The sequence below is a fragment of the Rathayibacter rubneri genome (genome assembly GCF_023743255.1).
Classification (GTDB): Bacteria; Actinomycetota; Actinomycetes; order Actinomycetales; family Microbacteriaceae; genus Rathayibacter; species Rathayibacter rubneri.
This window is the reverse complement of record NZ_JAMRYM010000029.1, coordinates 1-17,373: the sequence shown is the minus strand read 5'-3', so window position 1 is coordinate 17,373 and position 17,373 is coordinate 1. Positions and strand designations below refer to the sequence as shown.

Sequence of the window (17,373 nt, the reverse complement as noted above, 5' to 3'; positions counted from 1 at the left end):
CCGGGTGTCAGGAGGTCAGTGCGTCGACGGGTCCTGCTCGACCTCGGTGCGGTCGCCCGACCACAGGGTGTGGAAGGTGCCCTCCTTGTCGACGCGCTGGTAGGTGTGCGCGCCGAAGAAGTCGCGCTGGCCCTGCACGAGGGCGGCGGGCAGGCGCTTCGAGGCGAGGGAGTCGTAGTACGACAGCGCGGCACCGAAGCCGGGGATCGGCACGCCCGAGAGCGCGGCGGTCGAGACGATGCGGCGCCAGGCGGCCTCGCCGTTCGCGACGGCCTCGGCGAAGTACGGGTCCTCGAGCAGCGTCGTGATGCCCGAGTTCTCGGCGTACGCGTCGACGATGCGGTTGAGGAACTGCGCGCGGATGATGCAGCCCGCGCGCCAGATCTTGGCGACGGCGCCCTTGTCGATCTCCCAGCCGTACTTCTCGGCTCCGGCGATGATCGCGTCGAAGCCCTGCGAGTAGGCGACGACCTTCGAGGCGTAGAGGGCGGCGCGGACGTCGTCCTCGAAGCCGTCGTACTTCTCGACCGGCGTCGGGCGCGACGTGACGCGGTTCTGCACCGCGGCGCGCTGCTCCGGCTTCGACGAGACGGCGCGGGCGAAGACGGCCTCGGCGATGCCGCCGACGGGCACGCCGAGGTCGAGCGCGTTCTGCACGGTCCAGACTCCGGTGCCCTTGGAGCCGGCCTGGTCGAGGACGACATCGATGAACGGCGAGCCGGTCCCGGCGTCGACCTGGCGGAGCACCTCGGCGGTGATCTCGATCAGGTACGACTCGAGGTCGCCCTTGTTCCACGCGTCGAAGACCTCGGCGATGGCGGCGGGCTCGTGGCCGCCGACCGTGCGGAGGAGGTCGTAGGCCTCGGCGATGAGCTGCATGTCGGCGTACTCGATGCCGTTGTGGATCATCTTGACGAAGTGGCCGGCCCCATCGGTGCCGATGTGGGTGACGCAGGGCTCGCCCTCGGCGACCGCCGCGATCGAGGAGAGGATCGGTCCGAGCGTCTTGTACGACTCGACCGAGCCGCCGGGCATGATCGACGGGCCCTTGAGCGCGCCCTCCTCGCCGCCCGAGATGCCGGTGCCGACGAAGTGGATCCCGGTCTCGCGGACGGTCTTCTCGCGGCGGATGGTGTCGGTGAAGAGCGCGTTGCCGCCGTCGACGATGATGTCGCCGGGCTCGAAGACCTTCGTCAGCTGGTCGATGACGGCGTCGGTGCCGCGGCCGGCCTGGACCATGATGATCGCGGTCCGCGGAGTGGCGAGCGAGGCGGCGAAGTCCTCGATGGTCTCCGAGGCGACGAAGCCGGCCTCGGGGTGCTCGGTGATCAGCTTCTCGGTGCGCCCGTAGGAGCGGTTGAAGACGGCCACGGTGTTGCCCTCGCGGCTGGCGAGGTTGCGGGCCAGGTTCGAGCCCATCACCGCCAGACCGACGACTCCGATGTTGGCTGTGGCGGTGGGCTTGTCAGACACGGTTCTCCTCGACGTACGCGTTCAGGGACGCGCCCAGGGTACCGAAGCGCCCCTCCGGGAACCCGGGTCCGCGACTGCACATCGGTCGCGGCCCGGATTCACGGCTGTGCGGGTCGGCTCACACCGTGTGGTCGGCCGGCACGCGCTCCGCGGGGATCGGGGGCGGCGGCGGGGTGCCGTCGCCGAACGGGCGACCGCCCAGCTCGTCGCGGTGCGAGGGGACGCGCCAGCCCGACAGGTCGGGCCCCTTCGGGACCACTCCGGTCGGATTGATGTCGCGCTGCACCTCGTAGTAGTGCGACTTGATGTGGGTGAAGTCGATGGTGTCGCCGAATCCCGGAGTCGCGAACAGGTCGCGCGCGTAGCCCCAGAGCGCGGGCATCGCCGAGAGCAGGTTCCGGTTCGCCTTGAAGTGGCTGTAGTAGACGGCGTCGAAGCGCGCGAGCGTGGTGAAGAGGCGCACGTCCGCCTCGGTGATGGTGTCGCCGACCAGGTAGCGCTGCGTGCTCAACCGCTCCTCGAGCCAGTCGAGGCGGGCCCAGAGCGCGTCGTACGCGCGCTCGTACGACTTCTGCGACCCCGCGAACCCGCACTTGTAGACGCCGTTGTTCACGTCCTGGAAGACCAGCTCGGCCACCTCGTCGATCTCGTCGCGGAGGTGGTCCGGGTAGAGCTCCGGGGCTCCGTCGCGGTGGAACGCGGTCCACTCGGTCGAGAAGTCGAGGGTCATCCGCGGGTAGTCGTTGGTGACGACCTCGCCGGAGGGGATGTCGACGATCGCGGGCACGGTGATGCCGCGCGGGTAGTCGGGGAAGCGCTCGAGGAACGCGTCCTGCAGGCGCGGGATGCCCAGGACCGGATCGACGCCGCCCGGATCGAGGTCGAACGTCCAGCTGCGCTTGTCGTGGGTCGGACCGCAGATGCCCATCGAGAGGGCGTCCTCGAGTCCGAGCAGGCGCCGGACGATCACGGCGCGGTTCGCCCACGGGCAGGCCCGCGACACCACGAGCCGGTAGCGGCCCGCCTCGACGGGGAAGCCGTCGCTCCCGTCCGCGGTGATCCGCGTGGGGATGTAGTTCGTGTCGCGGTGGAACCCGTTCTTCTCCACGTAGGAGCCGAAGTCGTCGTCAGTCATGGTCCGCACGCTAACGAGTGCTCCTGACCGCCTCCTTACCGTTTTTTCCGTGGATTCGGGGCAATTGCGGAAGGACCCTGCGTGCCCCAACTCTGGGCCGGTATCGACGCCGGCACGACCGAACACCACTGAGTCGTCATCGACGGCAACGGAGCCGAGCTGCTCTCGCAACGGTTCGAGAACCGTGAGACGGCGATCCTGACCCTGATGGGCGATGTCGCGTCCTTGCCGGGCGGCACAGACGTCGCCTGGGCGACGGACCTGAACCACGGCGGGACGGGGCTGTTGCAGAAACAGGCCGACGAGGTCACAGCGGAGCTGCGCCTGCTCTCGGCGCGCCGGGAGGATCTGGTGCACGATCGCACCCGGGCCGTGAACCGGCTGCGCGCCATCCTGGTCCACTACTTCCCGTCGTGTGAGGGGGCGTTCAACTACGCGACGACCAGGGGACAGTTGGTGCTGCTCACCCGGTACGCGACCCCTGGAGCGATCCGCCGGATGGGGGAGGCGCGGCTGGCGTCGTGGTTGAAGGGGCAGGGCTGCTGGAAGTCCGCGGCCGTGGCGAAGGCAGCGATCGACGCTGCTCGCGAGCAGACGTCAGTCGTCGTGGGAGAGGGGGCAGCAGCGCGGCTGGTCAGCCGGTCCGCGCGTGATCTGCTCCGCATCCGCGACGAGGTCGCCGAGCTCGATGCGGAGATCGACGCCGTTCTGCAGGACAGCAGGTCCGCGGATCTGCTGGTGTCCATCCCGGGGTTCGGGCGCAGGCTCGCCGCGGATTTTCTCGCCGCGACCGGTACCGACCTCGCCGCGTTTGAGACGCCTGACAGGCTGGCCAGCTTCGCCGGTCTCGCCCCGGTGCCGCGCGATTCCGGGAAGATCTCCGGCACTCACCACCGGCCACGGCGTTACGACCGGCGGCTGTTGAACGCCTGCTTCCAGGCGGCGTTCATCGCGTCGAGGAACTGCCCGGTCTCGCGCTCGTTCTACGAACGGAAACGCCACGAGGGGAAGTCGCACAAGCAGGCGCTGATCGCCCTCGCCCGGCGCCGCATCAACGTCATCTGGGCGATCTTCCGCGACCAGACCAGCTACATCCCCTCACCAGCAGGCCCTGCCGATTCCGCGTCGCTGACGCTACGGGCTGGATCCGGCGGATGAGGCGCGTCGCTAGCGGGCGCGGAAGACGCACTCGGTGGAACAGCGCTCGTCCCGGTCAGGGCACGCGGCGAGATCGTGGTCCGCGCGATTCAGGCGACGGCGCAGCTCGTCGAGCCTCGCCCGCTTCTCGTCCAGTTGCCGCACCCGCTCCGCGAGCAGCGGGCGCAGGCCGTCGCGGACGTCCGTGCAGGAGGTGGTCTCGAGGGCGCGTAGGTGCCGGCCGATGTCCTCGAGCGGGAGGCCGAGTTCCTTGCTGGACTCGATGAGGTCCAGGCGTGCGAGCACGTCCGCGTCGTAGTCGCGGTACCCGTTGCTGCTGCGGCCCGGGGTGAGGAGTCCGATGGACTCGTAGTACCGCAGCGCCGTCGCGGAGACGCCGCTGCGCTTGCTGACGACCGAGATTCGCACACTCCGACCCTACGGTTCCTGGGCCCGCTTGACCTTCGAGCGGCTCGAACGTTTACCGTTGCATCCCGTGCCCCTCCTTCTTCCCGGCCTGCCGTCGTGAGCGCGCTCGTCGCCTGGCTCGAGCACCGCCAGATCCCGCTCTACCTCGCCGCGATCGCCGCCGGCGCCGCGCTCGGGCTGCTGCTGCCCGCCGCGCACGGCCTGGAGGTCGCGATCGAGCCGGTGCTCGCGCTGCTGTTGTTCGCCACGTTCCTCGGCGTCCCGTTCGCCGCGATCGGCCGGTCACTGCGTGACGGCCGTTTCCTCGCCGCGGTCGGGGTCCTGAACTTCGTCGTCGTGCCCGTCGTCGCCTACGGCCTGTCTCGGTTCGTCGCGGAGACCCCTGCGCTGTTGTTCGGGGTGGTGCTGGTGCTGCTGACACCGTGCATCGACTACGTGATCGTCTTCGCCGGCCTCGCCGGCGGGGCTTCCGACAGGCTGCTCGCCGCGGCGCCGCTGCTGATGCTCGCGCAGATCCTGCTCCTGCCGCTGTACCTGCTGCTCTTCCTCGGGCCGGAGGGCGTCGCCGTGGTCGAGGTCGGCCCGTTCGCGCGCGCGTTCCTGCTGCTGATCGTCGTGCCGCTCACCGCGGCCGCTCTCGTGCAGGCCCTCGGCCGCCGGCACCGGGCGGGCCGGGTCGTCGAGTCGACGATGCTCGGCCTCATGGTGCCGCTGATGATGGGAACCCTGTTCGTCGTCGTCGCCTCCCAGGCCGGCGCCGTCGGCGCGTCCGCGGGACAGCTGCTCGAGCTCGTCCCGATCTACGCGGGGTTCCTCGTCGTCATGATCGCCGCCGGTCTGGGTGTCGCCCGCCTCTTCCGTCTCGAGTACTCCGCGGCGCGTGCGCTCGTGTTCAGCGGAGCGACCCGCAACTCCCTCGTCGTCCTGCCGCTCGCGCTCGCGCTGCCCGCGTCGCTCGCGCTCGCACCGGTCGTCGTCGTCACCCAGACCCTCGTGGAGCTCGTCGGCATGGTCGTCCTCGTCCGCCTCGTCCCGCGTCTCGCACCGGCACGGACTGGCGGGCCTTCCTCGACCCGCTGAGCGAGAGAGCTTCGGACTGATGGCGTGCTGGTCTTCCCTCGGCGGTGACGTCATCTTCGTCTCGCTCGATCACTTCTCGGGTGCGGGAGAGGGGGTCGAGCCGTCCTCGGACGTGGACCAGACGGCGTGCGCTCCGGTGTCGCCGATCTGGATGACGTTCGCAGTCGCTCCCACTGCGACGACGATCGCGAGAGCGGCGAGGATCAGCGAGGGGACTGACCGAGCGCTTCGTCCGCTCGTGGCGGCGGAGTTCTTCCCGCGGGCGCGGAACCAGAGCCAGTGCGCGACGCAGAGGACGAACAGTCCGGCGGCCCAGGGCAGCAGGTGATCGCCGAGCTCGGCGTGGCGTTCGAGTGCTGCGGAGGGGTCGACCTGCCGTTCGAGCGCTTCGCCGGCCTGGGTGGCGAGCGGGACTCCGAGAAGGGCGACGAGGGCGGTGATCGGAGTGATCACGCCCAGGCGTCGGCGGGCGGCCGGCCAGACGCTGCCGAGGATGAGCATCAGGGCGGCGAGGGGAAGTAGGACGACGACGAAGTGGACGAGGAGGGGGTGGAGGGGGAGGCCGTTGATCTGCCAGTCGGTCATTGCGCGTCTCGCTTTCGGAAGAAGGGTCGCGCTGTGGTGCTGCAGGTGGTCATGGGTCAGCGTCCGGTGAGGGTGGTCAGCAGGTCTTGGATGCTCGTCTTCTCGGCGGCCGGGTCGGGGCTGCTGGAGCGGACGGAGGAGAGGACGGGGTCGATCTGCTGGTCGACGTAAGTCCACGTCTGGCAGTTCGCAGCGCTCAAGGCGGGCTCGGCGTCGTCCCAGGCGGTCTCGAGGTCGGTGGCTCGGGCTTTCGCGCCGGCCTGGTCGCCGCTGGTGACGAGGGCGAGGGTGTCGGCGGTGATCGTCTGGAAGTTCTGCACGTCGGCGGCCGGGAAGTCCGCCTGAACCGACGCCTGTGCGTCGGCCGCGGAGTAGGTCCCTGATGCGTCGCAGGCCGGGGCCGCGCCTTCCGGTGCCGGAGTGGTGTGCGGCTGGCTGTTCGTGAAGGCGAGCAGACCGACGACAGCGACGGCGAGGACCGCGAACGCGACAAGCGAGCGTCGCTCCCGAGCGACGGGCGGGGTGTGGTGCTCGGCCGTGCCCTTGTCGACGTCGGCCCTGCTGAGGGAGAGGTACACGACCGTTGCGAGGATGGCGAGCAGGAAGACGATGCTGGTGACGAAGGTGCCCAGGCCCAGGCCCTGTTCGTCGGGGGAGAGGCCGAGCCAGTCGCCGATGTTGGCGCCGAGGGGGCGGGTGAGGATGTAGGCGATCCAGAACGCGAGGACGGGGTTCGCGCCGTAGCGCCAGAGGCCCGTGACGATGGCGATCAGGGCGAGGGGCAGGAGGATCGAGACGCCGGGGCCCCAGCCGGTGAGCTCGAGGGTCCAGTCGCCGAGGGCGGTGCCGAGCGCGAAGGTGACGAGGACGGTGAGCCAGTAGAACGCCTCGCGCGGGGTGGTGTCGATGCTGTGGATGGAGAGGGTGCGCTCCTTCGAGTACCAGACGCCGAACACGATCGCGAGCAGCACCGAGAAGACGAGCGAGCTGGCCCAGAGGGGCACGCCGAGCTGGTCGGTGAGGATGTCGGTGAGCAGGGTGCCGGTGACGCTCATCACGACGACGGTCAGCCAGTACGCGGCGGGCAGGTAGCGGCGCAGCCGCATCTGCACGGCGAGCACGACTGCGGTGACGATGATGAAGATCACGGCGGTCGCAATGAGGCCGACGCCGAGGACCATGTTGATCCAGTCGGCGAAGCTCTCGCCGACGGTGGTGCAGAGGATCTTGATGATCCAGAACCAGATCGTGACCTCGGGGACCTTGCTGAGCAGCCGGTGCACCGGGAAGCGGGTCGTCGTCGTTGAAGTGTCCATGCCCGCAGAGTCCCAGCCGGGACGGGGGCGGCGGCTCGGGATGCGCCCTGCTGCGTTGTGTTTGCTCACAACGACCAGAAGCTCCGCGGTTCGACCAGGTCAGTACCGAGCCGATGGGCTGAGGTTTTGTGCTTTCACAACGGTTGCAGGGGAATCCTCTGCCGCAGGTGGACGTGCGTTCGTAGCGTGGACTCCTTCGGCGCGCTCCGCGTCGAGAGACGAGGACGACACTGATGCCGAACCGGGAACCCGTGACAGACGGTGCGGTCGCGTATCGGGCGGCGCGACGCTGGCCGCTGATCTCGGCCGGCCTCGCGGTGCTGCTCACGGGACTTCTGGCCGCGCTGATCTTCTACCGCGAGCACGCCAAGCCGTTCGGGTTCGACACCGCGTGGATGAACGAGGTCGTCGAGCACCGGTCCACGTTCTGGTTGGTGCCGTCGCTGGTGATGAACAGCCTCGGCGGCGGGATCGTCGGCACGGTCGTGGTCCCGCTCGTCGTGTTCGTGACGCTGCTGGTCGGGCGCGGTCGGTGGGCGGCGACGTACTTCGCGATCGCCGCGCCGCTCAGTGGACTGCTGGTGCAAGTGCTCAAGAACGCGGTCGGGCGTCCGCGGCCGCTGGAGATCCTCGTGAGCGCCGACTTCGGCTCGTTCCCCTCCGGCCACAGCGCGAACGCCGCGACGACCGCGATGGTCCTCGCGATCGTGTTCCCGCGGTGGTGGGTCCGCATCGCCGGCGCCGTGTACACGGTCGCGATGATGCTCAGCCGCACCTACCTCGGAGCGCACTGGATCTCCGACACCGTCGGCGGACTGCTCCTGGGCGCCGGAGTGGCGCTGATCGTCTGGGCGCCGCTCGCGGTCCGGCTGCACACCGAGCGCGTGTCGTCACCGCCGCCACTCCGGCGCTGCATCGCCCGACGGCGGGCCCTCCGCTGACGGCTCGTCAGGGTCGAGGCCTCACGACGTCGCCGCGGAGGATCGTCAGGAGCACGACGGCGACGATCGACCCGGATGCGATCAGGCCCGCGAGCACGACGATCTGGAAGACGCCCGCCGCCACAGGCGAGAGTCCGCCGAAGACGGCGCCGATGAACGCGCCGGGCAGGACGACGAGACCGGTGGTCCTGGTCTGGTCGGTCAGCGGGACGAGCCCGGTCCAGGCCGCCTCTCGCGCCAGGCCGATCGTCGCCTGCCGCGGCCGGGCGCCGAGAGCGAGCCAGCCCTCGACCTGGTCCCAGCGGTCGGCGAGCGTCGCGGCCAGGGCTCGGCCGGTGACGGTGGCGACGGTCATCGCGCCGCCGAGGAGGATCCCGCCGACCGCGAGGAGGTAGCGGCCGGTGAACGGGACGGCCCCGAGCCCGAAGACGATCCCGCCACTCAGCGCGACGCCGGCCGCCATCGCTGCGGTGACGGCGAGGACCGTGCGGAGGGTGCGGCCGAGGCGACCGGACGCCGTGAGCACCGCGGCGCCGAACATGAGTGCGAGGAACAGGAGGACCCAGCGGACGTCCGCGATGACGCCGGAGAGGATCACGGCGAGGACGGCCAGCTGGGCCGTACCGCGCAGGATCGCCAGCGCAGGCCGTGCGAACGAGGCCACTCCGAACGCGAGGAGCGCGATCGTGGAGGCCGCCGCGCAGATCGCGACGGCCGCGATCACGGCTAGCGGGGTCAGCTGGTCGATGGGCGTTCCTGAATGACCCAGGTGTTGCCGTCGAGGTCGGTGAAGAAGACGAACGAGTTCCACTCCCCGCCGCGCCCTTCGAGGCGGACTCCGTCCTCGAAGTGCGTCACCGGGCTGACGTCCACCCCGCGCTCGGCGAGCTCGGCACGGGCGACGTCGATGTCGTCGACGACGAGCTGCAGCCCTTCGAGGCGGTGGGAGCCGCCCTTGAGCTGGATGCTGCTGTGCGAGCCGGGCGGGGTGAGCTGCACGATGCGCATCTCGTCGCTGATCCGCACGTCGAGGTCGAGGTGGAACCCGACCTGGTCGGCGTAGAACGCTTTCGCACGGTCGACGTCCTCGACGCTGACGGGGACGACTTCGAGATTCCACTGCACAAGACGGCCTTTCGCAAGGGTGGCGGACGAGGTAGCGGGCGTCGCCGTCCAGTGTGTCCGGCAGGACCCCCGCCGCGCGATCGGGTCAGCTGGCCGCGATCGTGCCGGTGACCAGCAGCCCGGACAGGACGAGGGCGAGGGCGACGCGGTAAGCCACGAAGACGCCGAAGCCGTGACCCGCGACGTAGCGCAGCAGCCACGCGATCGACGCGTACGCGACCACGAAGGAGACGACGGTGGCGACGAGGGTCGGGATCCAGCCGACGCTCGCGCTGACCTCGGACGCGGCGGTCGCCGCTTCGTAGGCGCCGGCGGCGGTGAGTGCGGGGATGGAGAGGTAGAACGCGAATTTCGTCGCGGTCACTCGATCGAGCCCGCGGATCAGGCCTCCGCTGATGGTCGCTCCGGACCTCGAGACGCCGGGGATCAGCGCGATGCACTGCACGAGGCCGATGATGACCGCGTCCTTCCGGGTGATCGCGCGACGGTCCTTGGTCTGGGCGCCGACGCGTTCGGCGACGAGCATCAGGATGCTCCAGCCGAGCAGTGCGGCGACGACCACCCACAGATTGCGCAGGCCTCCGCTGATGAGGTCCTTCCCGAGGAACCCGATGATCCCGATCGGGATCGACCCGAGGATCACGTACCAGGCGATCCGGTAGTTCGTCCGCTTGCGCTGCGACGGGTGCCGCAGCCCGACGAACCACGCGGTGGCGAGTTCGGCGATGTCCTTCCGGAAGTACAGGAGCACGGCGGCGATCGCGCCGACCTGGATGATCGCGGTGAACGCGGTCACCCCGACGTCGTCGACGCGGAGGCCCATCAGCTTCTCGGCGATGGTGAGGTGCCCGGTGCTGGAGACCGGGAGGAACTCGGTCAGCCCCTCGATGATGCCGAGGATGATCGCCTGGAGGATGTCCATCGGGTCCGTTCCGGTCGGAGAGGAGTCGCGAGGGATCCCGCGAGCGCTTCCGAGAGTAGGCATCGTCACGGCCGTGCTCGGCCGGAAACCGGATCGCTGTGTGCATCTTCAACGACCCCGGCGAACACCCCAGCATCCGACACCGCACGCTCCTCGAGCATGGCGGGATGACGCACCTCACCGCCCCGCGCCGAGCACCGCTTCCTCGACCCCGCGGCGGTGTCTTCGCCGGCCGCTATGTCGCCTCCACGGTGCCCGAGGCGACGGCGCTGTTCTGGATCCTCAAGGTGCTGACGACGGGGATGGGCGAGACGGCGTCGGACTTCCTCGCGACCGCGTTCGACCCGGTGCTCGTGGTCGGCGCGACGGGGCTCGCGTTCCTCGCGGCCCTCGCGCTGCAGTTCGCGGTCCGCCGCTACATCCCGTGGGTGTACTGGCTGGCGGTGCTGATGGTGAGCATCTTCGGCACGATGGCCGCCGACGTGCTGCACGTCATCGCCGGCGTGCCGTACCTCGCCTCCACGCTCGTTTTCGCGGCGGCTCTCGCGGCGGTCTTCGCCGTGTGGTGGCGGGTGGAGCGGACCCTGTCGATCCACTCGATCACGACGCCGCGCCGCGCCCTGTTCTACTGGCTCGCCGTCTCGGGGACGTTCGCGCTCGGCACGGCAGCCGGGGATCTGACCGCGTCGACCCTCGGCTTCGGCTATCTGCCCTCCGCCGTCCTGTTCGCGGCGATCATCGCGGTGCCGGCGCTCGCGCACCGCTTCGCGGGGAGGAACGCGGTCCTCGCGTTCTGGTCCGCCTACGTCGTCACCCGTCCGCTCGGAGCGTCCGTGTGCGACTGGCTCGCAGACCCGGTGAGCCGCAGCGGACTCGGCCTGGGCACGGGTCCGGTCACGCTCGCGGCCCTGGCGGTGTTCCTGCTCCTGGTCGCCGTGATCGCCGTCGGCCGCCGGCCCAGCGCGGCCGTTCCGGCGCCGACCGTCTGACCTCTGCGGTCAGGCGTCGCGGCGGGCGCGGTTCCTCTGCCGCCCGTAGGGGAGGGCGATGCCGGCGAGGCTGATCACGACGATGCCGACGAGGACGATGTCGATGTACTTTCCGACGAAGTCCGCGACGCCGGGGATCTGGCCGAGGAAGAAGCCGAGGAGGATGACGCCGGTGGACCAGACGGCCGCGCCGAGGGCGTTGAAGCCGACGAAGTGGGCGTAGTGCATCTTCCCGACTCCGGCGGCGACGGGGGCGAAGGTGCGCACGACCGGGACGAAGCGGGCGATGGTGACGGCCCAGCCGCCGAAGCGGTCGAAGAACTTCTGGGTGCGGGCGACGCTCGAGCGGCTGAACAGGCCGCTGTCCTTGCGCTCGAAGATCCGCGGGCCGGTCTCGCGGCCGATGACGAATCCGAGCTGATCGCCCAGGAACGCGGAGGCCGCGACCATCAGGATCACCAGCGGGACCGGGAGGGAGATCACGCCGGTCGCCACGAAGACGCCGGTGAAGAAGAGCAGGGTGTCGCCGGGGAGGAAGAACCCGATCAGCAGGCCCGTCTCGACGAACGCGATCAGGCAGACCAGGGCGATCGCCCACGGGCCGGCGCCGTCGAGAAGGGATTGAGGGTCGATCATCGGTTCTCCTTGCGAGGGGTGGGGTCGGGATGCGTCACGGGGAGGCGGACCTCCACGCCGAGCCCGCGCGGTACGAGGTTGCGGATCGTGAACGTTCCGCCAGCGGCCCGGCTGAGCCCGGCGACGATCGCGAGGCCCAGGCCGGCACCGCCCTCCCGGGAGCGGGCGGCGTCCGGGCGGGTGAAGCGGTCGGTCGCGACGGCGAGGAACGCCTCCGGAACGCCCGGGCCGTCGTCATCGACGGAGAGGACGAGCTCCTCGGCGCGCTCGACGAGGGTCGCGGTGACGCTGCCGCCGTCGGGCGTCGCAGTGACGGCGTTCGCGAGCAGGTTGTCCAAAATGCGGCCGAAATCGGTCGGGGCAATGGGGTAGCGGGCGGCGACGACCGAGGCGGGGGCGACGAAGTCGATCGCGAGATTCCGGTCGCGGGCGAGCATCCGGGCGCGGTCGACGCTGTCGGCGACCTCCTCGCGCAGGGCCGCCGACGAGGCGTCCCCGACAACCGTGCCCGCGTCGATCTTCGACAGGATCAGCAGCCCGTCCGTGAGGGATTGCAGGCGGTCGATCGAGCGGCGCGCGTCGACGACGTCGGCGTAGAGCGCTGCCGGGTCGTCGCGGACGCGCTCGGCGAGCTCGAGGCGGGGGCGCAGGGCGGCGAGGGGGGTGCGCAGCTCGTGGCTCGCGTCGGCGACGAGCCGCCGCTCCCGGTCCGCGGACTCCCGCAGATCCTCGATCAGCGCGTTCAGCGTCGAGGCGAGGTCGGAGAGCTCGTCGCGGGCCGGCCCGACGGGGAGCAGCTCATTGGAGCGGCCATGCCGCAGCCGGTCGGCGATGCCGCGCATCCGGCCGACCGGGCGCAGGGCGAGCCCGACGAGGACCCAGGAGGTGATCGCGAAGGCGACGAACAGGATCGCCAGGGCGATCAGGAGGGTCGTGCTGACGCCGCCCACCACCGCCTCGGCTGTGTCGCGGCTCTCCTCGATCAGCGCCTGCGAGGCTCCGGAACGGACCAGTTCAATGGTGGAGGCGTCGAGGATGTGGTCGAGCTGCTCGCGGACGATGATCGCGACGACGCCGAAGAACAGCATCGCGACCAGCAGGCTCGACACCGTGATTCGCACTCGGATCGACAGCGACTGCCACCTCACGACTTCACCCCGAGGCGATAGCCCGCGCCCCGTCGGGTGAGGATCTCGACCGACGCGCCACCCGCGGCGAGCTTGCGGCGGAGGTAGCTGATGTACTGCTCCGCGATGTTGTGATCGACGAACTCCGCGGAACCCCAGACCTCGAGCAGGATCTCCTCCCGCGGCACGAACTCGCCGGCCCGCGCCGCGAGCGCGCGGAGCACCCCGAACTCTTTCGGGCTCAGGGGCAGGGCGTCACCGTCGACGGACGCGGCATGGGTGTACGGATCCACACGCAGGTTTCCGAGCGCGACCGGGGCACGGTTCGTCAGGCGCTCACGGCGGATCATCGCCCGCAGCCGGGCGGAGAGCTCCTCGAAGTGGAACGGCTTCGCGAGGTAGTCATCGGCGCCTGCATCGAGCCCGAAGACCCGGTCCTGCAGCGCGTCGCGGGCCGTCAGCATGATCACCGGGAGCGTGGCGCCGGTCGCGCGCAGGTGCCGGCAGATCTCGAAGCCACTCATGCCGGGAAGCATCACATCGAGGACCGCCGCGGCGTAGTCCGCTTCGCGCGCCGCGTTCAGCGCGTCGACTCCGTTGGAGAACAGGGTGACGTCGTAGCCGTCACCGAGGAGACCTCGCTTGATGAGCTCGCCCATCTCGACGTCGTCTTCAACGACCATCACCGCGTCACGCATCCCGGCCTCCCACGGTCATGCTCGCACCGCCGACCGGGCCGCGACGGCCGGATCTGTGGAGATATACACCTTCTCAGCGCCGCCCGCCGCATCCGGAGGAAGCCGCTGGCCCCCGGCTCCTACCGTCGAGGACACCGCGGTGAGACCCTTTCACCGCCGGAGATCCGGGAGCGAGCATGCGCGTACTCCTCGTCGAGGATGACCCCGGCATCCGCTCCGTCATTGAACGGGCCCTGCGCGAGGTCGGTCATGCCGTCGACGGGTACACCCGGTCCGACGAGGCCCTCGTCGCGGCGGAGCTGGAGCCATTCGACCTGCTCATCCTGGACGTCATGCTCCCCGGGAGCATCGACGGGATCGAACTGTGCCGCCGAGTGCGAGCCACGAAACAGGACGTGCCGATCCTCATCCTGACCGCCCTGGACTCCCCGCGCCGCCGCGTCGAAGGGCTGGACGCGGGAGCGGACGACTACCTGGTGAAACCGTTCCACCTCGTCGAGCTGCTCGCCCGCGTCCGGGCTCTGCTGCGCCGGGCGCCGCACGCCGACCCACCCCATCTGAGCTGCGGTGTGCTGCAACTGGACCCGGCAACGATGCAGGTCGTCAACGCCGGCCACACCATCGACGTGACCAGCCGCGAGTTCGCGGTGCTCGAGTACCTGATGCGCTCACCTGATCGCGTGATCACCCGCAGCGAGCTCCTCGACCACCTCTGGGACGCGAACTACGACGGCTACAGCAACGTCGTCGCCAGCTGCATCCGCCGCCTGCGCTCCAAGCTCACCGAGCACGGCGGCCCCGACCCGATTAGCACCCGGCGAGGCGCCGGCTACATCCTCGAGAGCCGGACGTCATGATCTTCCGCCGCACCCTGTTGCGCCTGACGATCACCTACTCCGCGATCGTCCTCATCCTGCTCGCCGCATTCGCGATCGGGGTGTACTCCTACGTCACCTCCGCCTTCGACTTCGATGCCGTCGCCGAAGTCCCCTCCTCCGGCGACGTCGCCGAGCAGGGCTTCGCGACCCTGCGCACCGCGCTGCTCGTCTGCTACGCCGTGCTGGTCGTCGTCGTTCCGGCGTTGAGCTTCGTCATGGCGCGCCGCGCTCTCGCGCCGATTCGGGCGAGCTACGACGCGCAGCAGCGCCTCGTCGACGATGCGTCGCACGAGTTCCGCACCCCACTCGCCGTCGTGCAGGGCGAACTCGAACTCGCCCTCCTGCGCGAACGGACCCCAGCCGAGTACCGCGACGCGATCGGCGGATCCCTCGACGTCATCCAGCACCTGATCACCCTGACCGGTGATCTGCTCTTGCTAGCCCGAGGCACCCGCCAGGAGATCCGAGACTCGTTCGAGATCGTCCCGATCACCTCGATCATCGGCGCCGCGCTGAACACCCTCGACGGTCCCGACCGTGCAGGTCCCGTCATCAGCATCGAAGCGGACACGCCCGCGGCCGTACGCGGATCCGCGGATCTCCTCGCCCGCGCGGCCGCGAACCTCCTTCAGAACGCCCTCACCGCCACACCCGCCGACGGACGCATCACCATCACCGCCCGCGCAGACGCGCAGCACGCCTGGATCGACGTGCACGACACCGGAATCGGAATGACTCCCGAGCAGCTCTACCACGCTCGGGAACGTTTCTGGCGAGCGGACCGGTCCCGCGCCTCCCGCGGCCACGGCATCGGACTCTCCCTCGTCACCGCCATCGCAGACGCCCACGACGGACGGCTCAACATGCGCTCCCAGCCCGGCCACGGTACGACCGCGACCCTCGAGCTCCCCCGAGCAGACCAGCCGTCCTCGCGGCTTTGAGCCCGGTCACCATCCCGTCACCGGCCTCTTCCTAGCGTGGCAGCGAAAGCCCACCCCGGGCACACCACCAAAGGAGCACCTCATGCAGAAGAAGACCCGCTGGGCCGTCGCCGCGGGCGGCGCGCTCGCCCTCGCCCTCGCCGCCGGGATCGGCATCAGCCTTCCCGCCAACGCCACCACCACGAGCCCGTCCTCCTCCACGAACGCCACCGAAGCGCCCGGCACCGAGACCGCGGACGACGGCGGCGTCGAGGTCGAAGACGGCACCAACGACGGCGAGACTGCCGATGACACCGGGATCGAGGACGGCACGAACGACGGTGAGACCGCCGATGACACCGGAGTCGAGGACGGCACCAACGACGGTGAGACCGCCGACGACGCGCCGACGGGATCGCCCGCGCCGTGATGCCGAGGGCGGCGGTCAGTCGCCGCCGCCCTCCCACCGGCCGCCCGGTTGGAAAGTTCGCGGATCTCGCCAAGGATTCAGCCGTACTGCCGGTCTTGTGCGATCGAGGCGGCGTCTCTGCACTCTTCACAACGCCTCCCAGCGGCTGCGCCGCTACGAGCAGAAGAAGGTTCGTAGCGTCAGGAACACCAGGTCAGACGCTCGACGGGAGCAGGAGGCTATCGATGACCATCACCGCCGCCCTCCCGACAAGAGAACCCCCAGCCGCCCTCCACCGCCCGCACGCACGAGCAGGCGCTGATCGCTCTCGCCCGGCGCCGCATCAACGTCATCTGGGCGATCTTCCGTGACCAGACCACCTGCAACCCCACCCCGACCCGGCCGAACGACCCCGTCACCCCACTTCCGCAGCACGGTCCAGATTCGCTATCGAGGAAGAGAACCGCTCTCGCGGCCGCTTGAAGCGTCTGGGCGAGCTCGGCCTGGATCCGGGCTGCGGGCACCCCTTGGAGCTCCCATCGGTCTTCGCGGAGGTCGCGCTCGTTCGGCGGGTGGACCCGTCAGTGGTGACGAGGAGGGATCGGGTGATGGTGTTCTGCATGAGGCCGGTGAGGGTGCATCGATGATGCTCATCGCGCGCCTCCGAGCCAGAGTCCTGTTGCTGCAGCGCAGACGCTGAGAACGAGCACTCCGAGGGCGTTGGTGACGGAGGCGAGGCGGCGTCCTTCGGCGAGGAGGCGGACGGTTTCGAGGCTGGCGGTGGAGAAGGTGGTGTAGCCGCCGAGGAAGCCGGCGCCGAGGACGAGTCGACACGGCTCGGGGGCGAGGCCTGCGAGGGCGAGGCCGGTGATCAGCCCGAGGAGGAGTGATCCAGTGACGTTGATGACGGTGGTGCCCCAGGGGTAGGCGCCGCCGGTGCGGGCTTTGATCAGCCCGTCGAGGAGGAGCCGTGTTGCGGCTCCGATTCCACCGGCGAGGGAGAGCGCGAGGAACAGTGCGGGTGTCATGCCGGCACCTTCCTCTGCGTGCGTCGCCGGTGGAGTGCTGCGGCGAGGGCGATCCCGGTCCAGGACGCGAGGGCACCGAGGAGGACGGTGCCGAGCGCGTAGAGCGCGGCGGGTGCGGGGTGTCCTGTGGTGAGCAGGTGGGCGGTGTCGGTGGCGAGGGTGCTGTAGGTGGTGAAGCCTCCGAGCGCTCCGGTACCGAGCAGCAGCCGTACGGTGCGGCGTCGGCCTTCGTCGCTGCCGGCTCTGGCGAGGCTCTCCAGGAGTGCGCCGAGTAGGAGCGCGCCGACGATGTTGATGGCGAAGATGACGGTGTCGAAGGCGGGATCGGCGGGGAACGCGAGGGTCAGGCCCTCCCGCGCCCCGGTCCCGACTGTGCCGCCGGCGGCGACGAGGAGGAGGTATCGCAGGCGCAGGTGCACGGGTCGTGGCGTCCCGTCGGGGGCGTCGTCGACCTCGAGGTCGCTGTCGACCGGCAGCTCGGGGTCGGGGTCCGGGGGGCGGTGACGGTGGCGGTCGTCAGTCACGGGGAACGGGGCCTTTCGGGA

Annotated in this window: 20 protein-coding genes; 7 read left to right on the top strand and 13 right to left on the bottom strand. The window is 70.1% G+C overall.

What is annotated here, in order from left to right; genetic code table 11:
* Positions 1-15: 15 nt before the first annotated feature.
* Together gnd and NB037_RS08745 are read right to left on the bottom strand one after the other, a co-directional pair.
* Positions 16-1,419 (bottom strand): NADP-dependent phosphogluconate dehydrogenase, encoded by a 1,404-nt coding sequence (gene gnd / locus NB037_RS08750; RefSeq protein ID WP_251945218.1) that lies wholly within the window; start codon positions 1,417-1,419, stop codon positions 16-18.
* Between the two features lie 172 nt (positions 1,420-1,591).
* Positions 1,592-2,608, bottom strand: coding sequence for a glutathione S-transferase family protein (locus NB037_RS08745; RefSeq protein WP_251945187.1), 1,017 nt, complete (start codon positions 2,606-2,608; stop codon positions 1,592-1,594).
* 207 nt (positions 2,609-2,815) lie between these two features.
* Between NB037_RS08745 and NB037_RS08740 the strand changes: the two genes are divergently transcribed.
* Positions 2,816-3,766 carry an IS110 family RNA-guided transposase gene (locus NB037_RS08740; RefSeq protein WP_308202064.1) on the top strand — a complete coding sequence of 317 codons (951 nt, stop codon included), beginning with the start codon at positions 2,816-2,818 and terminating at the stop codon, positions 3,764-3,766.
* A gap of 9 nt (positions 3,767-3,775) precedes the next feature.
* Here NB037_RS08740 and NB037_RS08735 read toward each other — a convergent pair whose 3' ends face one another.
* Positions 3,776-4,174, bottom strand: coding sequence for a MerR family transcriptional regulator (locus NB037_RS08735; RefSeq protein ID WP_251945185.1), 399 nt, complete (start codon positions 4,172-4,174; stop codon positions 3,776-3,778).
* Positions 4,175-4,270: 96 nt separating this feature from the next.
* Here NB037_RS08735 and NB037_RS08730 point away from each other — a divergent pair, with 96 nt between their 5' ends.
* Positions 4,271-5,254, top strand: a complete 984-nt coding sequence (locus NB037_RS08730) for a bile acid:sodium symporter (RefSeq protein WP_251945183.1) — start codon at positions 4,271-4,273, stop codon at positions 5,252-5,254.
* A gap of 69 nt (positions 5,255-5,323) precedes the next feature.
* Here the strand turns inward: NB037_RS08730 and NB037_RS08725 are convergent, their stop codons facing one another.
* Both NB037_RS08725 and NB037_RS08720 read right to left on the bottom strand, forming a co-directional pair.
* Complete coding sequence (locus NB037_RS08725; RefSeq protein WP_251945181.1) at positions 5,324-5,839, bottom strand: DUF2231 domain-containing protein; 516 nt, start codon at positions 5,837-5,839, stop codon at positions 5,324-5,326.
* Positions 5,840-5,895: 56 nt separating this feature from the next.
* Complete coding sequence (locus NB037_RS08720) at positions 5,896-7,155, bottom strand: COG4705 family protein (RefSeq protein WP_251945179.1); 1,260 nt, start codon at positions 7,153-7,155, stop codon at positions 5,896-5,898.
* Positions 7,156-7,388: 233 nt separating this feature from the next.
* Between NB037_RS08720 and NB037_RS08715 the strand changes: the two genes are divergently transcribed.
* On the top strand, positions 7,389-8,096 hold the full coding sequence (locus tag NB037_RS08715) for a phosphatase PAP2 family protein (RefSeq protein ID WP_251945177.1): 708 nt from the start codon (positions 7,389-7,391) through the stop codon (positions 8,094-8,096).
* Between the two features lie 7 nt (positions 8,097-8,103).
* Here the strand turns inward: NB037_RS08715 and NB037_RS08710 are convergent, their stop codons facing one another.
* The 3 genes from NB037_RS08710 to NB037_RS08700 form a co-directional block, all read right to left on the bottom strand.
* A complete protein-coding gene (locus NB037_RS08710; protein ID WP_251945175.1) occupies positions 8,104-8,820 on the bottom strand; it encodes an ABC transporter permease in 717 nt (238 codons plus the stop codon).
* An 11-nt stretch (positions 8,821-8,831) separates the two neighbouring features.
* On the bottom strand, positions 8,832-9,221 hold the full coding sequence (locus NB037_RS08705) for a VOC family protein (RefSeq protein WP_251945173.1): 390 nt from the start codon (positions 9,219-9,221) through the stop codon (positions 8,832-8,834).
* Between the two features lie 85 nt (positions 9,222-9,306).
* Complete coding sequence (locus NB037_RS08700; protein ID WP_251945171.1) at positions 9,307-10,143, bottom strand: undecaprenyl-diphosphate phosphatase; 837 nt, start codon at positions 10,141-10,143, stop codon at positions 9,307-9,309.
* Positions 10,144-10,310: 167 nt separating this feature from the next.
* Between NB037_RS08700 and NB037_RS08695 the strand changes: the two genes are divergently transcribed.
* The gene (locus tag NB037_RS08695) at positions 10,311-11,132 is read left to right on the top strand and encodes a COG4705 family protein (RefSeq protein ID WP_251945169.1); all 822 of its coding nucleotides are present in this window, start codon (positions 10,311-10,313) and stop codon (positions 11,130-11,132) included.
* A 9-nt stretch (positions 11,133-11,141) separates the two neighbouring features.
* On the opposite strand, the gene NB037_RS08690 is transcribed toward NB037_RS08695, so the two are convergent.
* Genes NB037_RS08690 through NB037_RS08680 form a run of 3 tightly spaced genes read right to left on the bottom strand, consistent with a single transcriptional unit; the run spans position 11,142 to position 13,593 of the window.
* Positions 11,142-11,768, bottom strand: coding sequence for a DedA family protein (locus tag NB037_RS08690; protein ID WP_251945167.1), 627 nt, complete (start codon positions 11,766-11,768; stop codon positions 11,142-11,144).
* Positions 11,765-12,889, bottom strand: coding sequence for a sensor histidine kinase (locus NB037_RS08685; protein WP_251945165.1), 1,125 nt, complete (start codon positions 12,887-12,889; stop codon positions 11,765-11,767). The genes NB037_RS08690 and NB037_RS08685 overlap by 4 nt, the downstream gene beginning before the upstream one ends.
* Positions 12,890-12,912: 23 nt before the next feature.
* Complete coding sequence (locus NB037_RS08680) at positions 12,913-13,593, bottom strand: response regulator transcription factor (protein WP_251945163.1); 681 nt, start codon at positions 13,591-13,593, stop codon at positions 12,913-12,915.
* A 176-nt stretch (positions 13,594-13,769) separates the two neighbouring features.
* On the opposite strand from NB037_RS08680, the gene NB037_RS08675 reads away from it, so the two are divergent.
* The 3 genes from NB037_RS08675 (at position 13,770) to NB037_RS08665 (ending at position 15,821) form a co-directional block, all read left to right on the top strand.
* Positions 13,770-14,450 (top strand): response regulator transcription factor, encoded by a 681-nt coding sequence (locus NB037_RS08675; protein WP_251945161.1) that lies wholly within the window; start codon positions 13,770-13,772, stop codon positions 14,448-14,450.
* The gene (locus NB037_RS08670; RefSeq protein ID WP_251945159.1) at positions 14,447-15,412 is read left to right on the top strand and encodes a sensor histidine kinase; all 966 of its coding nucleotides are present in this window, start codon (positions 14,447-14,449) and stop codon (positions 15,410-15,412) included. The genes NB037_RS08675 and NB037_RS08670 overlap by 4 nt, the downstream gene beginning before the upstream one ends.
* Before the next feature lie 82 nt (positions 15,413-15,494).
* A complete protein-coding gene (locus NB037_RS08665) occupies positions 15,495-15,821 on the top strand; it encodes a hypothetical protein (RefSeq protein ID WP_251945157.1) in 327 nt (108 codons plus the stop codon).
* A 629-nt stretch (positions 15,822-16,450) separates the two neighbouring features.
* Here NB037_RS08665 and crcB read toward each other — a convergent pair.
* Both crcB and NB037_RS08655 read right to left on the bottom strand, forming a co-directional pair.
* Positions 16,451-16,828 (bottom strand): fluoride efflux transporter CrcB, encoded by a 378-nt coding sequence (crcB, locus tag NB037_RS08660; protein WP_251945155.1) that lies wholly within the window; start codon positions 16,826-16,828, stop codon positions 16,451-16,453.
* Positions 16,825-17,352 (bottom strand): fluoride efflux transporter FluC, encoded by a 528-nt coding sequence (locus NB037_RS08655; RefSeq protein ID WP_251945152.1) that lies wholly within the window; start codon positions 17,350-17,352, stop codon positions 16,825-16,827. Before NB037_RS08655 ends, crcB begins: the two co-directional genes overlap by 4 nt.
* Between the last annotated feature and the right edge of the window lie 21 nt (positions 17,353-17,373).